Origin of the sequence: Nocardia sp. NPDC058519 (assembly GCF_042719755.1) — a bacterium.
In the GTDB taxonomy this organism is placed as follows: domain Bacteria; phylum Actinomycetota; class Actinomycetes; order Mycobacteriales; family Mycobacteriaceae; genus Nocardia.
On sequence record NZ_JBHXNK010000009.1, the window covers coordinates 187469 to 206626 of the forward strand.

A 19158-nucleotide genomic window follows, 5' to 3' on the forward strand; every position below is an offset into this window, starting at 1 on the left:
CTCACCACGGGTGGCGGTGCTAGGCCCGGTTTTCCTTGGCCAGTGCCCGCGCGCCGCGCTTGCCGGGAACGGGCAGGTCATCGCCGTCCGCGAGCCATTCGGCGGTGGTGAGCCAGCGGCGCTGGGCATGCGCGTCGGCCACGTCGAAGAACAGGCGGCGGCCGCGATCGTCGCGCGCGTCGCGGGCGAGCACCGCCCAGCTCGGCGGCTTGCCCCGGTCGGCGGTGTGTTCCACGACGAAGCCTGCGACCAGCTTGCCGACCATGTTGACCGGCTTCTGCGAGACCCGATTGCCGTACTTCGCGGTATGCCAGCGCCGGGCCGGGCACAGCGAACCCGGGCTCGCGTTCGAGGCGATCCAGCCGGCGCGCTGCGCCCGTTCGATCAGCCACAGATGCTTGACCGCCGACGGCGCGATCTCGCCGACCCGTTCGGCGATGAGCTCGCAGACCTCGGTATCGGCGAGGATGTCGCGCCTGGTCGGCCCGATATTGTGGTCGGTCCAGTGCGCGGCGGCGAGGCGGGCGAGGATGCGACCGAACTCGTCGATGCTGCGCTGGGCACGACGACCGAGCCGCTCGATCCGCTCGGCCTCGCGGCGCATCTCGTTCTGCGCGGTGAGCGTGCGGATGGCCGCCATCGTGGGTACCTGCCCGCGTTCGAGCAGTTGCAGGATGGCGTCGGCGGTCGCCGGGTCGGCCGCGGCCGCGACGGGTAACGAGTCGCGTTTGATGTCGAAGTCTTGTGGGCTGATCGCCCGGCTCAGTAGCCCGACCGCGGCGTTGTCGCCGGCGAAGTCGGTGTGGGCCAGCCAGGCGGTTGCGATGTCATCACACGACAGCACGGTGAAACGTTCCTCCGGTCGGTGCGGTGGGGGAGCGATCGGTGCGCGAAGGTTGTGCCCCGGTCGGGATGAGGGACCGGCCGGGGTCACCAACCTGATGAAGGTTTGGCCACCGAAGTTGCCGAGACCCACGGTAGCCAGACACTTGCGCCACTGTCACGACCGTTCATGGTTTCGTTACATCCAGTAAGAGGCCGTCAATCAGGGAATGGGTTCGTATTTCTGGTGTAACCAGGATCGACGGATTGGTCGATGGCGGATTAGCCGCTCGGATGGCAGTCGATAGCTCGGCTGTTGCACCTGTCGGACCGCTTTGCTGCTACGCTTCATACCGCGCAATTCAATGTGATTTGCATCACAACGTGGTCATCGCTTCGTTACCGCGTTACCGCGCAGTGCCAGCCGCCGATAAACCCTGTCGGACGCTCTCGGTAGCCTGTGGGTCGTGGCTCTGTACCGGAAGTATCGACCGGCGACATTCGCGGAAGTAGTGGGTCAGGAGCACGTCACCGACCCGCTGAGTACGGCGCTGGATACCGGACGGATCAGCCACGCGTACCTGTTCTCCGGGCCGCGTGGCTGCGGTAAGACCTCGTCCGCTCGCATCCTCGCGCGCTCACTGAACTGCGTGGACGGACCTACCTCGACGCCGTGCGGTACCTGCTCGTCGTGTGTGGCGCTCGGGCCGGGTGGGTCGGGCAATCTCGACGTCATCGAGCTCGACGCGGCCAGCCACGGTGGTGTCGACGACACCCGTGAGCTGCGCGACCGCGCGTTCTACGCGCCCGCCGAGTCGCGCTATCGCGTGTTCATCGTCGACGAGGCGCACATGGTCACCACGGCCGGTTTCAACGCGCTGCTCAAGATCGTCGAGGAACCGCCCGCCCACCTGATCTTCATCTTCGCCACCACCGAGCCGGACAAGGTGCTGCCGACGATTCGCTCACGCACGCACCACTATCCGTTCCGTCTGCTGCCACCCGCCACCATGCGCGGACTGCTCGGCAAGATCTGCGAGCAGGAGCACGTGCCGGTGGAGGAGGCGGTGTATCCGCTGGTCATCCGTGCCGGTGGTGGTTCACCGCGCGACAGCCTGAGCGTGCTCGACCAGCTGCTCGCTGGTGCCGGACCCGACGGTGTCACCTACCCGCGCGCGGTCTCGCTGCTCGGCGTCACCGATGTGGCGTTGATCGACGACGCCATCGACGCGCTGGCCGCCGATGACGGCGCCGCACTGTTCAACACCGTCGACCAGGTGATGGAAGCGGGCCACGACCCGCGCCGTTTCGCCGTCGACCTGCTCGAACGCCTGCGCGACCTGATCCTGCTGCGTGCGGTCCCCGACGCCGCCGACCGTGGCCTGGTCTCCGGCCCCGGCGATGTGCTGGAACGGATGCGCGACCAGGCCGAACGCCTCGGCCCCGCCACCCTCACCCGCTACGCCGAACTCCTGCACGAGGGCCTCGGCGAGATGCGCGGCGCCACCGCCCCGCGCCTGCTCCTCGAAGTGATCTGCGCCCGCATGCTCCTGCCCTCGGTCTCCGACACCGAGTCGGCGACCCTGCAACGGCTGGAACGCCTGGAACGCGGATTCGCCGGTGGATCTGTTCCCGCTCCGGCCCGTCCCGGCCCCGCCGCAGGTGAGCCACCTGCGCAACGTCCGTCCGCACCCCCGTCGAGCGGCCGTCGCGGCGCGGAACTGCTCGCCGCCGCCCGCGCCGAGAAGGAAGCGGCGATCGGCGGTTCGCCGTCACCCGTCGCCGCGAGCCCCGTTGTCGCGGAACAGAAAACCCCGGCGCCCGCAGTTCCCACCCCGAGCGTCACGTCGGCTGAGCCTGCGCCGCTCGTTGAGTCCGCACCACCGGCGCCCGCCACGCCACCCGTACCCACACAGTCAGCGCCGCCAGCGCAGGCCCGGCCTGTGTCCGAGCCGCCCGCGCAGTCCGCACCGCCTGTGCCTGTGGCGCAGTCCGCACCGCCTGTGTCAGTCGCGCAGTCCGCCGCACCAGCAGTCGATTCCGGGCAAGGTGTCGGCGGTGCTCCTTCGGGAAATGTTGGCCCCCAACGACTTGCGGCCGATGTTCCCCCGACCGAAACGGGCAGCTCCGCGCAGTCCGGCGCGCGCGTTCGATCGGACAGCTCTGGCCCTGGGCAGTTCTCTGGGTCGCCGACCGAAACCGGCTCGCGCCCCGCTGACGTCGAACCGGCACCGGAAGCGGTAGCACCCCAGGCGGATTCGCCGGCTCAGCCGGAACCCGAGCCGGCTGACGCCGATGCGTCGTCGCCGGTCGAGGCCGCACCCGCGCAGTCTCAGGTCAGCGAGGCGCAGCCACCGGCGCCCACCGAGGATCTGGTCGGCATCGTCGACGCCGCATGGCCGGAGATCAAGGGCCGGGTGCGGGAGTTCGGTGCCACTTTGCAGGCGTTGTTGTCGGGGGCTGCGGTATCGCGGGTGGACGGTGACGTGATCGTTTTCGCGCATCAGAGTGCGCCGTTGGCGCAGCGGTTGTCCGATCCGCGCAATATCGATGCGGTGAGGTCGGCGGTGCGGGCCGTGCTCGGGCGTGAACTGGATGTGCGCTGGGAGACCGGAGCCCCGGCGCCGCGACCCGCACCCGCCGCCAAGACCGGGGCGGCACGGGGGACGGGAAGTCCGGAGAGCAAGCCCGCGGGGCGGCCGAAGTTCTCGCGGCCGAGTCAGGCGGCGGGCAACCAGTCGCCGAACCGGGTGAACCGGCCGTCCGACGATGACATTCCACCGCCCGATTTCCCCGACTTACCCGATGACCCCGGCCCGGACGACGGGTCCGAGTCCCGCTCCGGCGCCGATTCCGCGCGCAGTGCCGCCGTGCTCGCCCCGCCGACCCCCGAGGAAGAACGGGAGATGCTGGCCGCCGCCGCGGTGCCGGTGGCTCCCGGCGACCGTCAAGACCCGGACGAGGTCGCTCTGGCGTTGCTACGTGAACAGTTCGGAGCAAAGAGTCTGGATGGTTGACAGCCACCGTCCGTACCGCGTTAAGTTAACCGGAGTTCGCACACCACGGTAGTATGAACGGGTGGCCGGGATCACCGGATGAGCATGGTTCTATGCTCCGCTGGTGCTTGCCGGGATTTGTACGGCGCCGAGGCGATCGGTCATGGCGTTCGTGCGGCCACCGCACCCCAAGGAAGGAAACACTCCGATATGACCACAGAGGCCTACATCTACGAGGCCATCCGCACTCCGCGCGGCCGCGGCAAGAAGAACGGCTCGCTGCACTCGGTCAAGCCGATCGATCTGACTGTTGGTCTGATCCAGGAGCTGCGTGGCCGCTTCCCGAACCTCGACGAGGACCAGATCTCTGACCTGATCCTCGGCGTCGTCACCCCGGTCGGTGACCAGGGCATGGATATCGCCCGCACCGCGGCCACCATCGCCGGGCTCCCCGACACCGTCGGCGGCTTCCAGCTGAACCGCTTCTGTGCTTCCGGCCTCGAGGCCGTGAACCTGGCTGCGCAGAAGGTTCGCTCCGGCTTCGACGACCTCGTCATCGCCGGTGGCGTCGAGTCGATGTCGCGTGTTCCGATGGGCTCCGACGGTGGACCGTGGGCGCTCGACCCGGCCACCAACTACGACGGCTACTTCGTGCCCCAGGGCGTCTCCGCCGACCTGATCGCCACCATCGAGGGCTTCTCCCGCGATGACGTCGACGCCTACGCCGTGCGCTCGCAGGAGCTGGCTGCCGCCGCGACCACCGGTGGTTACTTCGCCAAGTCGATCGTTCCGGTCAAGGACCAGAACGGCCTCGTCGTGCTCGACAACGACGAGCACATGCGTCCCGGCACCACCGCCGCCGACCTGGGCAAGCTGAACCCCTCCTTCGCCGGCATCGGTGAGATGGGTGGCTTCGACGCCGTCGCGCTGCAGAAGTTCACCTACATCGAGAAGATCAACCACGTCCACCACGGTGGCAACAGCTCGGGCATCGTCGACGGCGCCGCCCTGCTGCTGATCGGCAACGAGGAAGCGGGCAAGGGCTCCGGCCTGACCCCCCGTGCCCGCGTCGTCGCGACCGCCACCTCCGGTGCCGACTCGACCATCATGCTGACCGGCCCGACCCCGGCCGCGAAGAAGGCTCTGGCCAAGGCCGGCCTGACGATCGAGGACATGGACCTCGTCGAGATCAACGAGGCGTTCGCCTCCGTGGTGCTGAAGTTCCAGAAGGACCTCAACGTCCCGGACGAGAAGCTGAACGTCAACGGTGGCGCGATCGCGATGGGCCACCCGCTGGGTGCCACCGGCGCGATGATCACCGGCACGGTGCTCGACGAGCTGGAGCGTCGCAACGCGCGCTACGGCCTGATCACCCTGTGCATCGGTGGCGGTATGGGCGTTGCCACCATCATCGAGCGCGTCTGAGCCTCGGCCGACTTCACTTCTCATAGGAGAGAACGAAAAACTATGACTGACAACATCATCGGCTGGGAGAAGGACGCCGACGGCGTGGTCGTCCTCACTATCGACGACCCCAGCCAGGGCGCCAACACCATGAACGACGCGTACCTCGCGTCGATGAACGCCACCGTGGATCGGCTCGAGGCGGAGAAGGACGACATCACCGGTGTCATCCTCACCTCGGGCAAGAAGACCTTCTTCGCCGGCGGCGATCTGAAGAACATGATGAAGGTCGGCCCGGACAACGCGGCCGAGGTCGTGCAGATGGTCACCGACGTCAAGGCACCGCTGCGTCGCCTCGAGCAGCTCGGCAAGCCGGTCGTCGCCGCCATCAACGGTGCTGCCCTCGGTGGCGGCCTGGAGATCGCGCTGGCCACCCACTACCGCATCGCGGCCGACGTCAAGGGTTCGGCCATCGGCCTGCCCGAGGTCAGCCTGGGTCTGCTGCCCGGCGGCGGTGGCGTTGTTCGCACCGTGCGCATGCTCGGCCTGCAGAACGCGCTGATGCAGGTGCTGCTGCAGGGTCAGCGTCACCGCGTCACCAAGGCCAAGGAAATCGGCCTGATCGACGAGGTCGTCGCCACTGTCGAGGAGCTCATCCCCGCCGCCAAGGTGTGGATCGCGGCCAACCCCGAAGCGGCCCAGCCGTGGGACAAGAAGGGCTACCGGATCCCCGGCGGCACCCCGTCCACCCCGGCCTTCGCGGCGAACCTGCCCGCGTTCCCGGCCAACCTGCGCAAGCAGATCAAGGGCACCAACATGCCGGCGCCGCGGGCCATCATGGCCGCCGCGGTCGAGGGCGCGCAGGTCGACATCGACAACGCGCTGACCATCGAGGGCCGTTACTTCACGAGCCTGCTGACCGGCCCGGTCGCGAAGAACATGATCCAGGCGTTCTTCTTCGACCTCAACCACATCAACGGTGGCGGCTCGCGTCCGTCGGTCGAAGATGTGCCCAAGCGTGAGATCAAGAAGATCGGCGTCGTCGGCGCGGGCATGATGGGCGCGGGCATCGCCTACGTCTCCGCCAAGGCCGGCTACGACGTCGTCCTCAAGGACGTCGAGCTCGCCAACGCCGTCAAGGGCAAGGGCTACGCGGAGGCCATCGAGGCCAAGGCGCTCTCGCGTGGCAAGACCACCCAGGAGAAGTCCGACGCGCTGCTGGCTCGCATCACCCCGACCGCGGACGCCGCCGACTTCAAGGGCGTCGACTTCGTGATCGAGGCCGTGTTCGAGAACCCGGACCTCAAGAACAAGGTCTTCCAGGAGATCGAGGACATCGTCGACGCCGATGCCCTGCTCGGCTCGAACACCTCGACCCTGCCGATCACCCTGCTGGCCGACGGTGTGAAGCGCTCCGAGGACTTCATCGGTATCCACTTCTTCTCCCCCGTGGACAAGATGCCGCTGGTGGAGATCATCAAGGGCGAGAAGACCTCCGACGAGGCGCTGGCCCGGGTGTACGACTACACCCTCGCCATCAAGAAGACCCCGATCGTCGTCAATGACAGCCGTGGCTTCTTCACCTCGCGCGTGATCGGTACCTTCATCAACGAGGCCATCTCCATGGTCGCCGAGGGTGTCGACCCGGCCACCGTCGAGCAGGCCGGTCTGCAGGCGGGCTACCCGGCCGCGCCGCTGAAGCTCAGCGACGAGCTGAACTTCACCACCATGCAGAAGATCTACAAGGAGACCCAGGCGGCCATCCTCGCCGCCGGTGGCGAGCTGAACGCGGCCTCCGCGAAGACCGCCGAGGTCCTCAACACCCTGGTCGACAAGTACGACCGCAAGGGCAAGCTGGGCGGCGCGGGCTTCTACGAGTACGTCGACGGCAAGGCCACCGGCCTGTGGGACGACCTGCGTGAGATCTTCAACTCCAGCCGTGAGCTCCCGGAGGGTGTCACCTTCCAGGACCTCAAGGACCGGATGATGTTCGCCGAGTCCATCGAGACCCAGAAGTGCTTCGACGAAGGCGTGCTCACCAGCACCGCCGACGCGAACATCGGCTCGATCTTCGGCATCGGCTTCCCGGCCTGGTCGGGTGGCTCGCACCAGTTCATCGTCGGCTACCCCGGTGGCCAGGAGGCCTTCGTGGCCCGCGCAGACGAGCTGGCCGCGAAGTTCGGCCCGCGTTTCGAGGTCCCGGCCTCGCTGCGCAAGTAAGTAGGTAGTTCCGGTTCGCACCGGATCGCCGACGCCCGCCACCTCACCGAGGTGGCGGGCGTTCTTTCGTTGTCAGCGTTTGGCGTAGTCGGCGAAGCCCTGCCAGTCGAGCATCACGCACGGCTCGTCGCCGACGGTCCATGCGTCATGGCCGGGGGCGACGATCATGACATCGCCGGGGCCGAATTCCTGTCTTTCACCGTCATCCATTTCGACCACGAGCCGTCCGGACAGGCAGTAGCCGATGTGTGGGGCTTGGCAGCTGTGGGTGCCCGCGATCGGCTTCACGTGGTCGCTCCACCGCCAACCCGGTTCGAAGACAGCGCGGCCGACCGGACCGCCTTCGACATTGACCAGGTCGAGACGACCTTTACCTTGCTCGAACGGCCGGGTTTCCTCGGGCGCGTCGAAACTCATACGTACCAGCGCGGACATGACATCTCGCTTCTGCTCGGGTGATGAGCGGTCATGTCGTGGTCCACCGTGTGGAGGCCAGCACGGCCCACGGCCGCGCCCATCGAGGATCCAATTCTTCGCGCATTCGGGGTAGGTAGCAAGACCCCTAGCGGAAGGCGAGCGCCCCGACGATGTCGCCGTGGCGGTACCGCAGATACTTCTCGACGAGGGCCGAATCAACAGCCGCCGTCGCGGTCACGAGCGTGATCACCACGAATTCCTTCGATGCCCCGGCCTTCCATTTGCCGGTCTCGAAGTCGTCGATCATGCCTGCGGGGCGCACTTTCAGATCCTTTTGCTCGATCTTGTCGGCCGCCGCTTCGGCCGCCGCCGCGTCGGGCATCGCCAGCACGAACTGGGTCAGCTTCACTGCTCCGGCCTCGGCCGAGAGCAGCATTTCGACCGCGTACTGACACCCGAGCCCGGTGAGCTTCCCGTCCTTCTCGACCGCGGCGCAATTGTCGTGATCGCGCCCTTCCACCCAGTCGGCCTTCATCTCGACTTCGCCGAGCTTGAAGTTCCACGGCCTCTCGTAGTCGGCATAACTCAACTTCGCCCCGGCCTTGGGCTTGGGCTTGGTAGTCGTCGTCGGTTTCGCGACAGTGGTGGAAGTAGCCGGAGCCTTCGAGGACGCGGCCACCGCGGTACCCGCAACCCCCTCCCGACCGGCCGATACGAGCAGCCCGGCACCGATGGCCAACCCGGCGATCACCACCAGCGCGACAACGATCCACCCCGCGTTCGACTTCGGTGGCGGTCCGAGCGGCGCGATCTCCTGCGCATAGGGCTTCGGACCGGCGGCACCGTACTCCTGCGGTTGCCCCCAAGGTGCCGGATCCTGCTGCCCCGACGGATACGTCATAACCAATTCCCCCTTGTCATCCCCGGCGGGCTCCGAGCTCGCCCACCTCGACATTACTGATCGGGCAGTGACTGATAGTTCGGGTGGTGTTCACCTGGGGGTGTGGTGGGGTGGATAGCTTGTCGTTCATGGGACGTCGCGTGGCTGCAGTGGTTCTGGGAATTGTCGTCGCGGGGGGCGCGGTGCCGGACGCGACGGCTGCGGTGGGTGGGGTGCGGGTGTTGGGGGAGCACGTAGTCGCGCACGATTTCGAATTCGGCGCGACGGTGGTCGGTGGGTTGTCGGGGATTGATTACCTTTCCGGCAGTGGGGAATTCGTACTGATCAGCGATGACCGGTCGGAGAAGGGACCCGCTCGGGTATACACGGCTCGAATCCCGTTGGGGGCGAACGGGATCGGTCCCGTGAACTTCGTCGGAACGAAGCCGCTGCTGCGCCCCGATGGTGGTGTGTATTCGCCGAAATCGGTGGACCCGGAGGATATTCGGGTTGATCCGTGGACGGGCGACTACTTCTGGACGCAGGAGGGCGAGCGCGCTGGTGGGGTGCTGGCCGATCCGTCGGTGCGGGTGGCTCGCCCGGACGGCGGGTTCGTCGCGGAGTTGCCGATTCCGGAAAACGAACGCATGCGCGCCGATTCGGGACCTCGGCAGAATCAGGCGCTCGAAGGGGCGACGTTCGCGGCCGGTGGTGCGTTGTTCGTGACCGCGATGGAAGGACCCCTGCTCCAGGACGGGCCGGGCGCGACCACGACGGCGGGGGCGACGACCCGGATCACCGTGCAGGCCAGGTTCGGGCCGGTGCTGGCGCAGTACGCGTATCCGTTGGAGCCGGTGTTCGCCGAGTCGCGGCCGGAGGCGGGGCAGGCGAGCAACGGCGTGACCGCGATCCTCGCCGACGACACCCTCGATCCGACTCGATTCCTGGTGGTCGAACGGGCTTTCGCCAAGGGTGTGGGAAATCGGGTGCGGATCTTCGAGATCGACACGGCGGCCGCGAGCAATGTGCTCGACGCGCCGGTCGCGGGTACTCGTCCGGTGACGAAGCGGCTGGTCGCCGACCTCACCGAGCTCGGGATCGAGGCGGTCGACAACATCGAGGCGATCACGTGGGGTCCGCGCCTGCCTTCGGGTGAGCGCACGTTGGTGCTGGTCGCGGACAACAACTTCGCGTCCGAGCAGCGCACTCAGCTGATCGCGCTCGCGGTGCGCTGAATTCCGGTTCGGACAACCGTTGCCGCCACAGCGTCGAATCTCCACCCGATAGACGCCGGATCGCGCTAGCTTGGATATGTGCGGTGATGTCGGTGACGGCCCCGCATACCGACCGAAACGCCGGTGACGCCGATGGTGAGAGGTGGTCACATGGATCCGGAGCAGACGCGTATGCAGCGCGGGCCGGCCGAGGCGGCTCCGGTAGGACTGAATACGCAGCGGACGATGGCGCCGGGGGTGCCCGACGAGGCCGTGATCGCCGAACTCGATGCCATGGGGCTCACCGGAGCCAAGGAGATCGGGCGCGGCGGGTTCGGCGTGGTGTACCGGGCCTTGCAGCCCGCGCTGGATCGAGTGGTCGCGGTGAAGGTGCTGTCCTCGGAGATCGATGTGGAGAGCCGGGAACGGTTCCTGCGCGAGGAACAGGCGATGGGCAGGCTGTCGGGTCACCCGAATATCGTCGACATCCTGCAGGTCGACGTGACCGAGACCGGGCTGCCGCTGATCGTGATGCCGTACTGCTCGCGTGGCTCACTCGAACGCCTGATCCACGATCGCGGCCCGCTGACCTGGTCGGATACCTTGCGGGCCGGGGTGAAGCTGGCGGCGGCGATCGAGTCGGCGCATCGGGCGGGCATCCTGCACCGGGATGTGAAACCGGCGAACGTGCTGATCAGCGGCTACGGCGAACCGCAACTCACCGACTTCGGCATCGCCCGCATCCCCGGCGGATTCCAGACCTCGAGCAGCCTGATCACCGGCTCGCCCGCGTTCACCGCGCCGGAGGTGCTCAAGGGCAACGAACCGACCGTGCGGTCTGATATTTATGGCCTCGGCGCGACCCTGTTCGCCCTGCTCACCGGCCACGCCGCGTTCGAGCGCCACGCGGGGGAGAAGGTGGTCGCCCAATTCCTGCGCATCACCACCCAGAATGTCCCCGACCTGCGCGCCCAGGACATCCCCGGTGACGTGGCCGAGGTGATCGAACGGGCGATGTCGCCCGAGCCTGCCGACCGTCCGGCCTCGGCCTACGAATTCGGCGAACTGCTGCGCGATGTCCAGCGCGCACACGGCCAGATGCCCGACGAAATGGCGCTGCTCGACGCCGAGGAGACCACCGACGACACACCGGAGGTCCTGAAATCGGTCACCGGCCGCCGCAGCTGGCCGCTGACCTTGCAGCCCGCCGGTGCCTCGGTACCCATGCCGAGCACGGCGACCGGCACCCTGCCGCCGACCGCCGCCACCAAATTCCGCCCGCCCACGCCCGCGCGCGAGCCCTTCCCCCGCCAGCGCCTGCTCGACGTGTTGCGCGAGGGCGGCGAGCGCCGACTCGCCCTGATCCACGCGCCCGCCGGTTTCGGCAAGAGCACCGTCGCCACACAGTGGCGCGCGGATCTGGCCACCCGCGATATTCCGGTGGCCTGGCTGGGTGTCGACCAGGACGACGACAGCGAGATCTGGTTCCTCGCCCACCTCATCCAAGCCATCCGCCGGGTGCGCCCCGATGTCGGCGCCGGCCTCGAGCAGGTGCTGGAGGAGCGTCCCGCCGATGCCGTCGCCTACGTGATCGCCACCCTGATCGATGAAATCCACGCCAGCGGGCAACCGGTGGTCGTCGTGGTGGACGACTGGCACCGCGTGCGCGACCCCGGCGTGCAACGGGCGATGGCGACCCTGCTCGACAACGGCTGCCACCACGTGCGGTTCGTCATCACCAGCCGCGATCAGTCCGGCCTGCCGATCAGCCGGTTGCGGGTACGCGACGAACTGGTCGAGCTGGACGCCGCCGCGCTGCGGCTCACCGAATCGGAGACCCGCCAGATCCTGGTGGAACGCAACGGTTTCGCGCTCACCGACGAGCAGGTGGAGCAGATCCACGTCGCGACCGACGGCTGGCCCGCCGCGATCCAGCTGGTGAGCCTGACGCTGCGCGGTAAGGCCGACCCGGCGCAGTTGCTCGCGTCGCTCGCCGAGGGCGGGCACGGGATGCGCGAGTACCTGGCCGAGAACGTGCTCGACGCGCTGGCGCCGGAGCAACTGGAGTTCCTGATGGCGATCTCGGTGGTCGAGCGGGTGAACGGTTCGCTGGCCGGGGTACTCGCCGACGTCGCCGATGGTGCCGCGATGCTGGCACAGGCCGAGCAGCGTGAGCTCTTCCTGCACCGGATCCAGCACGACCCGGAGTGGTATCGCATGCAACCGCTGTTCGCCGAGCACCTGCGCGCCCGGCTGGACCGTGAATATCCCGGACGTTCGAAAGCGCTGCACCGCAAGGCCGCTCGCTGGTACGCCGAGCATCAACTGCTGCGCAAGTCGGTGGATCACGCACTGGCGGCGACCGACCTCAAACTCGCCGCCGACCTGCTCGAAAGCGGCGGCATGGACCTGATCGACGGTTCCCGGCTCGCCACCCTGCTCGGCACCGTCTCGAAACTGCCTGTGCAGCAGGTGACGTCGCGGTCGAAGCTGTTGATGGCGGTGGCCAGGGCGAACATGAACATGCAGCAGACCGGGACCGCCCGCAGCGCACTCGGCAGGCTGTCGAACCTGCTGGCCCGCAGCGCGCCCGGTGCGCCGGAACTGACCGAACAGCGTTGCGTGGCAACGGTGCTGGATGCCGCCGACCGGGTCGCGCACGATGACATCGCGGAGGTGGCCGACACCCTGGCCGCCGTATTGGAAGAACCCGGCGACCTGCCCGCCTGGACGGTGTCGACCGCCGCCAACCTGATGTCGTTCGTGCGGCTGTGCGAATTCGACTTCGACGCGGTGACCGAGCTGCAGGATTGGGCCGCCGACTATCACGCACAGTCGACGGATCCGCTCGGTCCGGTCTTCGGCCTGTGCGCGCTCGGCGACGCCGCCTACGAGCAACTCGACATCGCCGCTGCCACCGCTTCGTTCGAGCAGGCTTACGAGACCGCGCGGACCAGGGCCGGGCCGCGCTCGGACGCCGCCCGGATCGCGGCCGCGCTGCTCGGCGAATTGGCTTATCGCCGTGGTGATCTGGCATTGGCCGATCGGCTGCTCGACGAGAGCCACGAGCTGGTCACCCGGGTCGGTCCGGTCGACTTCCTGATCGCGACCTTCGTGATCGGGGCCAGGGTGAAGGCCGCGCTCGGCGACCAGTACACGGCCTCGGCGCGCCTGGACGAAGGCGCGCGAGTGGCCGCGGAGAACGGGTTGGCCCGCCTGGACGCCCATGTGCGGGCCGAGCGGTCCAGGCTCGGATTCCCCACCGGCGAGGACGGCTTCGTCCCCGACACCTCCGGAAACGGTGCGCGGCGCAAGAAGGGCGCCGCGGCGCTGATCACCGAGGCGCGCGCCATCGCCGAGATCCGCATCCTGCTGGCCGAACAGCGGCTGCGGGCCGACGATCGCGCCGCCCGCCACGCCAGGGTGATCTACGCGAAAACGCTCGACCAAGGCCGTCCCCGCGCGGAACTGGACGCGACCCTGCTGCTCGCGGAGTGCCTCGCGTCGGCGGGGTGGGTCGGGGAAGCGACCGGGCTGGTGCTGCCGGTCCTGCGCACCTGCGCCGAACTGGGCTGGACCAGACCGCTGCTGGACGCGGGGCCGGGTGTGGTCGGCCTGCTGCACGTGTTGCGCACGCAATCCCATGACGGGCAGGAGCATCCGATCCTGCGCGAGCTGCCCGGTCACTTCCTCGACGAACTACTCGCCTGACGCGGCCCGGAATCCCGGGCCGCGATCAGCGATCTACGGCTGCCACCACGGGCGCAACGGGACATCCCAGGTGCCGTTCGAATCGAGCTTCACACCGAGCACGTGGTGCAGCTGGATCACGTTGCGCTGGAAGCCGAGCCGACAGCCCGCCATGTACAGTCCCCACACCTTCGCGGTGCCCTCGCCGACCTCGGCGACGGCAGCGTCCCAGTTGGTGACCAGGTTCTTGCACCATTCGTGCAGCGTCAGCGCGTAGTGCTCGCGCAGGTTCTCCTCGTGCAGCACTTCGAGGCCGACGTTCTGGATATCGGAGATGATGCGGCCGGAACCGATCAGCTCACCGTCGGGGAAGACGTAGCGGTCGATGAAGTCGCCCGCCTTGGTGGTGCGGGTGTTGTCGTGGCGGGTGATGCAGTGATTGAGGAACAGCCCGCCCACCCGCAGCTTGTCCTTGATGTAGCCGAAGTAGAACGGGTAGTTGTGCACGCCGATGTGCTCGGTGAGGCCGATCGAGGAGACGGCGTCGAATTCGCCCTCGGGGATGTCGCGGTAGTCGCTGTGCCTGACCTCGGCGAGCTCGCCGAGACCTTCCTCGGCGATCTTCTGCTGCGCCCAGGCGGCCTGTTCGGCCGACAAGGTCGCCCCGATCACCCGCACACCGCGGCGTGCCGCGTAGCGAACCATGCCGCCCCAGCCGCAGCCGATGTCGAGCAGCCGGTCGCCTTCCTTCAGGCGCAGCTTCTCGAAGATCAGGCGGTACTTGTTCTCCTGCGCCTGCTCGAGCGTCGAGTTCTCGTCGCCGTACACCGCGCAGGTGTAGGTCATCGACGGGCCGAGGACGTACTCGTAGAACTTGTTGGAGACGTCGTAGTGGTGGTGGATCGCCTCCGCGTCGCGAGTCTTGGAGTGGCGCAGACCTTCCAGCGCGATCCGGCGCCAGCGCGGCAGCGTCTCCTGCGGCGGGGGTGCGATCGGCTTGAGCCGCTCCCAGCCGAGCGAGCGGGCGATGGTGACCAGCGACAGTGCCGAAGGACGGTGGAACTTCATGTCCTGCATGGCTTTCAAGATGTCGTACGGGTCACCGGGATGCACCCCCTCGGCGATCATGTCACCCGCGATGTAGGCCCGCGCCATCCCGAGGTCGCCGGGGGCGCCCGCCAGGTAGTTGATGCCGCGTGGGGTCTTGATCTCGAGGGTGTAGGGCGCGTCCTCCGGGCCGGTCGCGCTGCCGTCGTAGGCGGTCAGGCGCACGGGAATCTCGCCGTCTACGAGGCTTTCGACGACCTCGGCGATGTTGAGCCGGGTCCCCAGCTCTGCCAATACCTCGGATCGGTCCTTGAATGTCGTCACTTGCGTTGCACCGCCTTCGAATACAGATTCAGCAGTCGTTGGTCCGGGTCGTAACGGGTCTTCAGTTCGGTGTAGGTGTCGCCGCCGTAGAGCTCGGCGAACTCGGCCTCGTCGTAGTAGGAGTCCGAGTAGAGCGACTTGTGCCCGTCGAACGCGGACACGATCTTCTCGATGGCGCGGTTGGCCGCCCCTTCCGGTTGACCTCGCTCGGTCGGCACCGCCGACCAGAATCCGACATTGACGTAGGTGCGCTGTGGCTCGAGGGGATACAGCGGCCACGGACGGGCACCGTCCGTCGCCGGCGCGTCGTCGAGCGCACGCAAGCGCAATGGGCACAACCAGATCGGCTCGATAGGTATTTCCCGCAGGAACCATTCGACGAAGTCGGCGGTGTGCTGCACCGGCACCTCGATGTCCTGCACGACGCGTTCCTGCGGTGGGTTGCCCCTGCGGGCCTGCCTGCGGTCGTCGATGTGGTACTTGCGGTCGAGCGCGACCAGCTTCCAGTAGAAACTGCTGCGGCGGCGCGATTTCGGCCAGAGCCTGCGGATCTTCGGGTTCTGGGCGCCGAACGCGCGTGAGCACCAGAACCAGTCGGTGTCCCAGCGCCACAGGTAGTCGTGGATGGTCAGCCGGTCCCGTTTCACGCCGTCGGCGTGTTGCAGGGAGCGGTAGAAGATGTCCATGCCGGTGTAGTCGCTGACCGGGCCCGGTTCATCGGTCTTGCGACCGAGGGTCAGGTAGCTCTCGTTCGCGCTGAACACCACGCCGTCGAGGTAGTCGACGTCTTCGCCGTCGAAGCGGCGTTCGATGACGATCCGATCGAGTTCGGCTTCCAGTTCGCGCAGGTCGTGGAAGCGCACGTGTCGCAGTTCCACGAACGGCAGCACGGGTTCGAGCTCGATCTTGAGCCGGACGGAGTATCCGAGAGTGCCGTAGGAGTTGGGGAAGCCGTGGAACAGCTCGGCGTGTTCACCCGTCGGTGTCGCCGTGACGATTTCGCCGGAGCCGGTCAAAATGTCCATTTCCAGCACGGATTCGTGGGGTAGACCGTTGCGGAACGAGGTCGATTCGATGCCGAGGCCGGTCACCGCGCCGCCAAGGGTGATGGTCTTGAGCTGGGGCACCACCAGCGGCGCCAGCCCGTAGGGGAGGGTGGCCGCCACCAGGTCCTCATAGGTGGTCATGCCCGCGACGTCGGCCGTGCGGGCTTGCGGGTCTACCGCGATCACCTGCCCGAGGCCGGACACGTCGAGGCCGGGCGCGGTGGGTGCCGCCCTGGCCCGGAACAAGTTCGATGTCTTCTTCGCCAGTCGGACGACGGCACCGGGTGGGATGGCGCGATAGCTTTCCAGCAGTCGCTCCACACCCGCCCGATGCGCGGCATATCCGGACTCGCGCGCGGCCGGTTCGTGACCAGCCCTACCCAAAAGACTCACTGCCACCCCTTTGACGCTAGTACGACCCTGTCCGCCGGGCCACCGGATACTTGCGCGCCGCGACAAAATGTCACGCACATGTTCCCGCGCCGCCCCAACCTGGTCGGGTGAACCGCTGGGGGACAGGGCAGGATGTAACCCGGTCGAGATATCGCCACACCCCCCAGCAAGGAGTCAACAGTGGGACAGGTCAGCGCCAGCAGTTCGATCGTCGTCGCCGCGGATCCGCAGCGCACGCTCGCAGCGATCGGCGATTACGAGACGATCCGGCCGCGCATTCTTTCCTCGCACTACCGCGACTACAAGGTTGTCGAGGGCGGTAACGGCGCGGGCACCGTGGTGGAGTGGACGCTGCAGGCCACCGAGAAGCGCACCCGCAACGTGCGCGCGACCGTGACGGTGGCGGATTCGGTCCTCACCGAGCGCGACGCCAACTCCACCATGGTCAACACCTGGACCGTCATCCCCGACGGCACCGGCTCGAAAGTCACCGTCGAGACCACCTGGAAGGGCGCGGGCGGCATCTCGGGCATCTTCGAGGGCATCTTCGCCCCGCTCGGCCTGAAGAAGATCCAGGCCGAGGTGCTCGGCAACCTCGCGCGCGAACTGGCCTGAACTCGGTTCGCGGTAGTCGATCAGTCCTTGCCGATGTCGAAGAGGTTTCCTTCGGGGTCGGCGAGGGTGGTCCACCGCATGCCGTACTCATCGAAGTCGCCGATGTGCTTGCCGCCCAGGCTGATCGCGCGCTCGACGTAGTCGGCCCACTCTGCTGTGTGGAAATCCAGGTGGACCACATTCTTGCCGGGGGTCTTGTCGGGGACCTGGATGAACATCAGGATCGGAGCGTGGCCGGCGGATTTGCCGACGGTGGCGAAGAACTGCGACGCCTCCGGGTCGACGGGCACGTCGAGCAGTTGCGCGTAGAACTCGGCCTGGGCGGTGGCGTTGTGGCAGTCCATGGTGATGTTGGCCAGGGCGATGGTCATCAGATTTCTCCTTCGGTGATCGGCCAGCACACTTCGGTGCGGTAGTCGGCCGGGTTATCGGTGGTATCCGGTCCCACGAGGTAGCGCTCGCGGACCGGTTCGCCGGGCAGTGCGGCGCCGTGCTCGGCGACGTGGCTGCCGAGTGCGCCATAGGTGCGGTCGAAGTCTTCGAACGGGCCGTCGTGAACGGCCACGGCGAAGTGGCGGCCAGGGAATTCGACAACGGCGAAGCCGCCGGTGGGGACGAATTCCGCGCCGGGCGGTAGCGGCACGAACGCGGTGACCGCGCCGTTGTCGTCGGTGAAGAATTCGTTCGAATAGGTCGCTCCCGCAGTACCTCCCGGGGCGATGCCGGACTCGACCAGGGTCGTGTACAACTGCTCGAACGCGATGCCACACCAGTCGGCGATGGCAGTGCGCTCGACCTGGCTGGTGAACGTGAGCGCCGTGAAAGCGGGCTCTGTCCGATAGTCGACCTCGATCGGTGGCGGGGGTGCGGTGAGCAGGGCGCGCAGCGAGACCACCACCTCGCGGGTGCGATCCAGCGCCGCCTCCATCCTGATCAGATGCGCCCGCAGCGCGGCATCGCGCTCGGCGGGATCGGCCGCGGCGAGCACGGTGCGAATCTCCGGGAGCGGCATGTCCAGATCGCGCAGGCGACGGATCAGGTGTGCGCGCTCGACCTGGTCGGTGGAATATCGGCGATAGCCGGTGCCGACGTCCACCGAGGCAGGCTCGAGTAGCTCGATCTCGTGGTAATACCGCAGCGTCTTGACGCTCAGGAGAGTGAGGCGGGCGAACTCGCCGATCGCCACGGTTGCTGTCATAGGAGCTAGACAACACCCTCCAGCGGGTGGAGGGTCAAGACCCGGTCAGGCGGGCGCCAAGACGAAGGCGGCGAGCAGCGGCCAAGCGCCCTCGCGCCACCACGAATAGCCGAACCAGACGCCCGGGGTCACCTCGCGGATCTCGTCGTAGACCTGCGGTGTGGGTGAGGGCGCGTAGTTCAGCGCCCAGGTGGGCGCGCCATCGAGGATCGACGGTGCGCGATAGACATCGGCGGGGAAAGCCTCGATCCCGGCGCCGGTGATCCGGTTGGTCAGTGAGCCGCCGTCCGGTCCGGTGCGGAACACCTTGCCGATCCACAGCGCCGGTCCGGCCGCTTCGAGTTGCGGTGGGCGCGTCACCCAGCCGTTGGTGAGGCCCGTCGCCACCGCCCCCGCCTGCGCGTCACGGTAGATCTGGTCCTGCTGGGTGACGCTGCAGCGGAAGCGCAACGAATCGATGGTCGCCGCACGATTGCCGGGATCCAGTACGCAGCCGGCGCCGTAGTCGGTGATCGCGGCCCCGGAATCGGCTGATACGGCGGCGGGAGAGAGAAGTAGCAGGCTAGCGACAGATGCGACCACGGCCGAAAGCGACGCCGGGCGCACACGGGAAGCATTCATCTGATCTCCTAGAGATTGCTGAATCATTGCCAGACCTTGCCTGATCGTATGCTCGAATCCCCGGCGGAGCCATCGTTTCAGCGGCCATTCTCCACGACTAAACTGGCAACCGCACGCGGCCAGAGCTCCGCACCCGACGCACCCCACGGTTTTCGGCTGCCTCGTACCCGAGGGGCGAGACGGAACGCCGGAGGCGCAGTATCGTCGCTCGGGTGTGCGGCCCCAGGGCCGAAAACCCCGCGGCGCCAGCCGCCAAAGACACAGGAGTGTT

The 19158-nt window shown here is 67.5% G+C and carries 14 protein-coding genes; 6 read left to right on the forward strand and 8 right to left on the reverse strand.

What is annotated here, in order from left to right:
• Positions 1 to 19: 19 nt before the first annotated feature.
• Positions 20 to 844 carry a hypothetical protein gene (locus tag ACFWPK_RS13670; RefSeq protein WP_378915216.1) on the reverse strand — a complete coding sequence of 275 codons (825 nt, stop codon included), beginning with the start codon at positions 842 to 844 and terminating at the stop codon, positions 20 to 22.
• Positions 845 to 1289: 445 nt separating this feature from the next.
• Here ACFWPK_RS13670 and ACFWPK_RS13675 point away from each other — a divergent pair, with 445 nt between their 5' ends.
• From ACFWPK_RS13675 to ACFWPK_RS13685, 3 genes are all read left to right on the forward strand, one after another.
• Positions 1290 to 3839, forward strand: a complete 2550-nt coding sequence (locus ACFWPK_RS13675) for a DNA polymerase III subunit gamma and tau (protein WP_378915218.1) — start codon at positions 1290 to 1292, stop codon at positions 3837 to 3839.
• A gap of 189 nt (positions 3840 to 4028) precedes the next feature.
• On the forward strand, positions 4029 to 5243 hold the full coding sequence (locus tag ACFWPK_RS13680; protein ID WP_378915219.1) for an acetyl-CoA C-acetyltransferase: 1215 nt from the start codon (positions 4029 to 4031) through the stop codon (positions 5241 to 5243).
• A gap of 42 nt (positions 5244 to 5285) precedes the next feature.
• A complete protein-coding gene (locus ACFWPK_RS13685; RefSeq protein WP_378915221.1) occupies positions 5286 to 7442 on the forward strand; it encodes a 3-hydroxyacyl-CoA dehydrogenase NAD-binding domain-containing protein in 2157 nt (718 codons plus the stop codon).
• Between the two features lie 72 nt (positions 7443 to 7514).
• Here ACFWPK_RS13685 and ACFWPK_RS13690 read toward each other — a convergent pair whose 3' ends face one another.
• Positions 7515 to 7877 carry a cupin domain-containing protein gene (locus ACFWPK_RS13690; RefSeq protein ID WP_378915223.1) on the reverse strand — a complete coding sequence of 121 codons (363 nt, stop codon included), beginning with the start codon at positions 7875 to 7877 and terminating at the stop codon, positions 7515 to 7517.
• A 127-nt stretch (positions 7878 to 8004) separates the two neighbouring features.
• Positions 8005 to 8760, reverse strand: coding sequence for a hypothetical protein (locus ACFWPK_RS13695; protein ID WP_378915225.1), 756 nt, complete (start codon positions 8758 to 8760; stop codon positions 8005 to 8007).
• Positions 8761 to 8900: 140 nt separating this feature from the next.
• Between ACFWPK_RS13695 and ACFWPK_RS13700 the strand changes: the two genes are divergently transcribed.
• Positions 8901 to 9974, forward strand: a complete 1074-nt coding sequence (locus tag ACFWPK_RS13700) for an esterase-like activity of phytase family protein (RefSeq protein WP_378915227.1) — start codon at positions 8901 to 8903, stop codon at positions 9972 to 9974.
• 150 nt (positions 9975 to 10124) lie between these two features.
• Positions 10125 to 13664, forward strand: a complete 3540-nt coding sequence (locus ACFWPK_RS13705) for a protein kinase (RefSeq protein ID WP_378915229.1) — start codon at positions 10125 to 10127, stop codon at positions 13662 to 13664.
• Between the two features lie 33 nt (positions 13665 to 13697).
• Here ACFWPK_RS13705 and ACFWPK_RS13710 read toward each other — a convergent pair whose 3' ends face one another.
• Positions 13698 to 15014: a class I SAM-dependent methyltransferase gene (locus tag ACFWPK_RS13710; RefSeq protein WP_378915231.1), complete on the reverse strand. Its 1317-nt coding sequence runs from the start codon at positions 15012 to 15014 to the stop codon at positions 13698 to 13700.
• Entirely contained in the window at positions 15011 to 16453 is a 1443-nt protein-coding gene (locus ACFWPK_RS13715; RefSeq protein WP_378915233.1) for an FAD-binding oxidoreductase, read from the reverse strand. The genes ACFWPK_RS13710 and ACFWPK_RS13715 overlap by 4 nt, the downstream gene beginning before the upstream one ends.
• Before the next feature lie 180 nt (positions 16454 to 16633).
• Between ACFWPK_RS13715 and ACFWPK_RS13720 the strand changes: the two genes are divergently transcribed.
• A complete protein-coding gene (locus tag ACFWPK_RS13720) occupies positions 16634 to 17068 on the forward strand; it encodes an SRPBCC family protein (protein ID WP_378915235.1) in 435 nt (144 codons plus the stop codon).
• A 20-nt stretch (positions 17069 to 17088) separates the two neighbouring features.
• Here the strand turns inward: ACFWPK_RS13720 and ACFWPK_RS13725 are convergent, their stop codons facing one another.
• The 3 genes from ACFWPK_RS13725 to ACFWPK_RS13735 are packed head-to-tail and all read right to left on the reverse strand — an operon-like array spanning position 17089 to position 18887.
• Positions 17089 to 17439 carry a VOC family protein gene (locus tag ACFWPK_RS13725; protein WP_378915237.1) on the reverse strand — a complete coding sequence of 117 codons (351 nt, stop codon included), beginning with the start codon at positions 17437 to 17439 and terminating at the stop codon, positions 17089 to 17091.
• Positions 17439 to 18266: a MerR family transcriptional regulator gene (locus ACFWPK_RS13730; RefSeq protein WP_378915239.1), complete on the reverse strand. Its 828-nt coding sequence runs from the start codon at positions 18264 to 18266 to the stop codon at positions 17439 to 17441. Before ACFWPK_RS13730 ends, ACFWPK_RS13725 begins: the two co-directional genes overlap by 1 nt.
• A 45-nt stretch (positions 18267 to 18311) precedes the next feature.
• A complete protein-coding gene (locus ACFWPK_RS13735) occupies positions 18312 to 18887 on the reverse strand; it encodes a hypothetical protein (protein WP_378915241.1) in 576 nt (191 codons plus the stop codon).
• Positions 18888 to 19158: the final 271 nt, after the last annotated feature.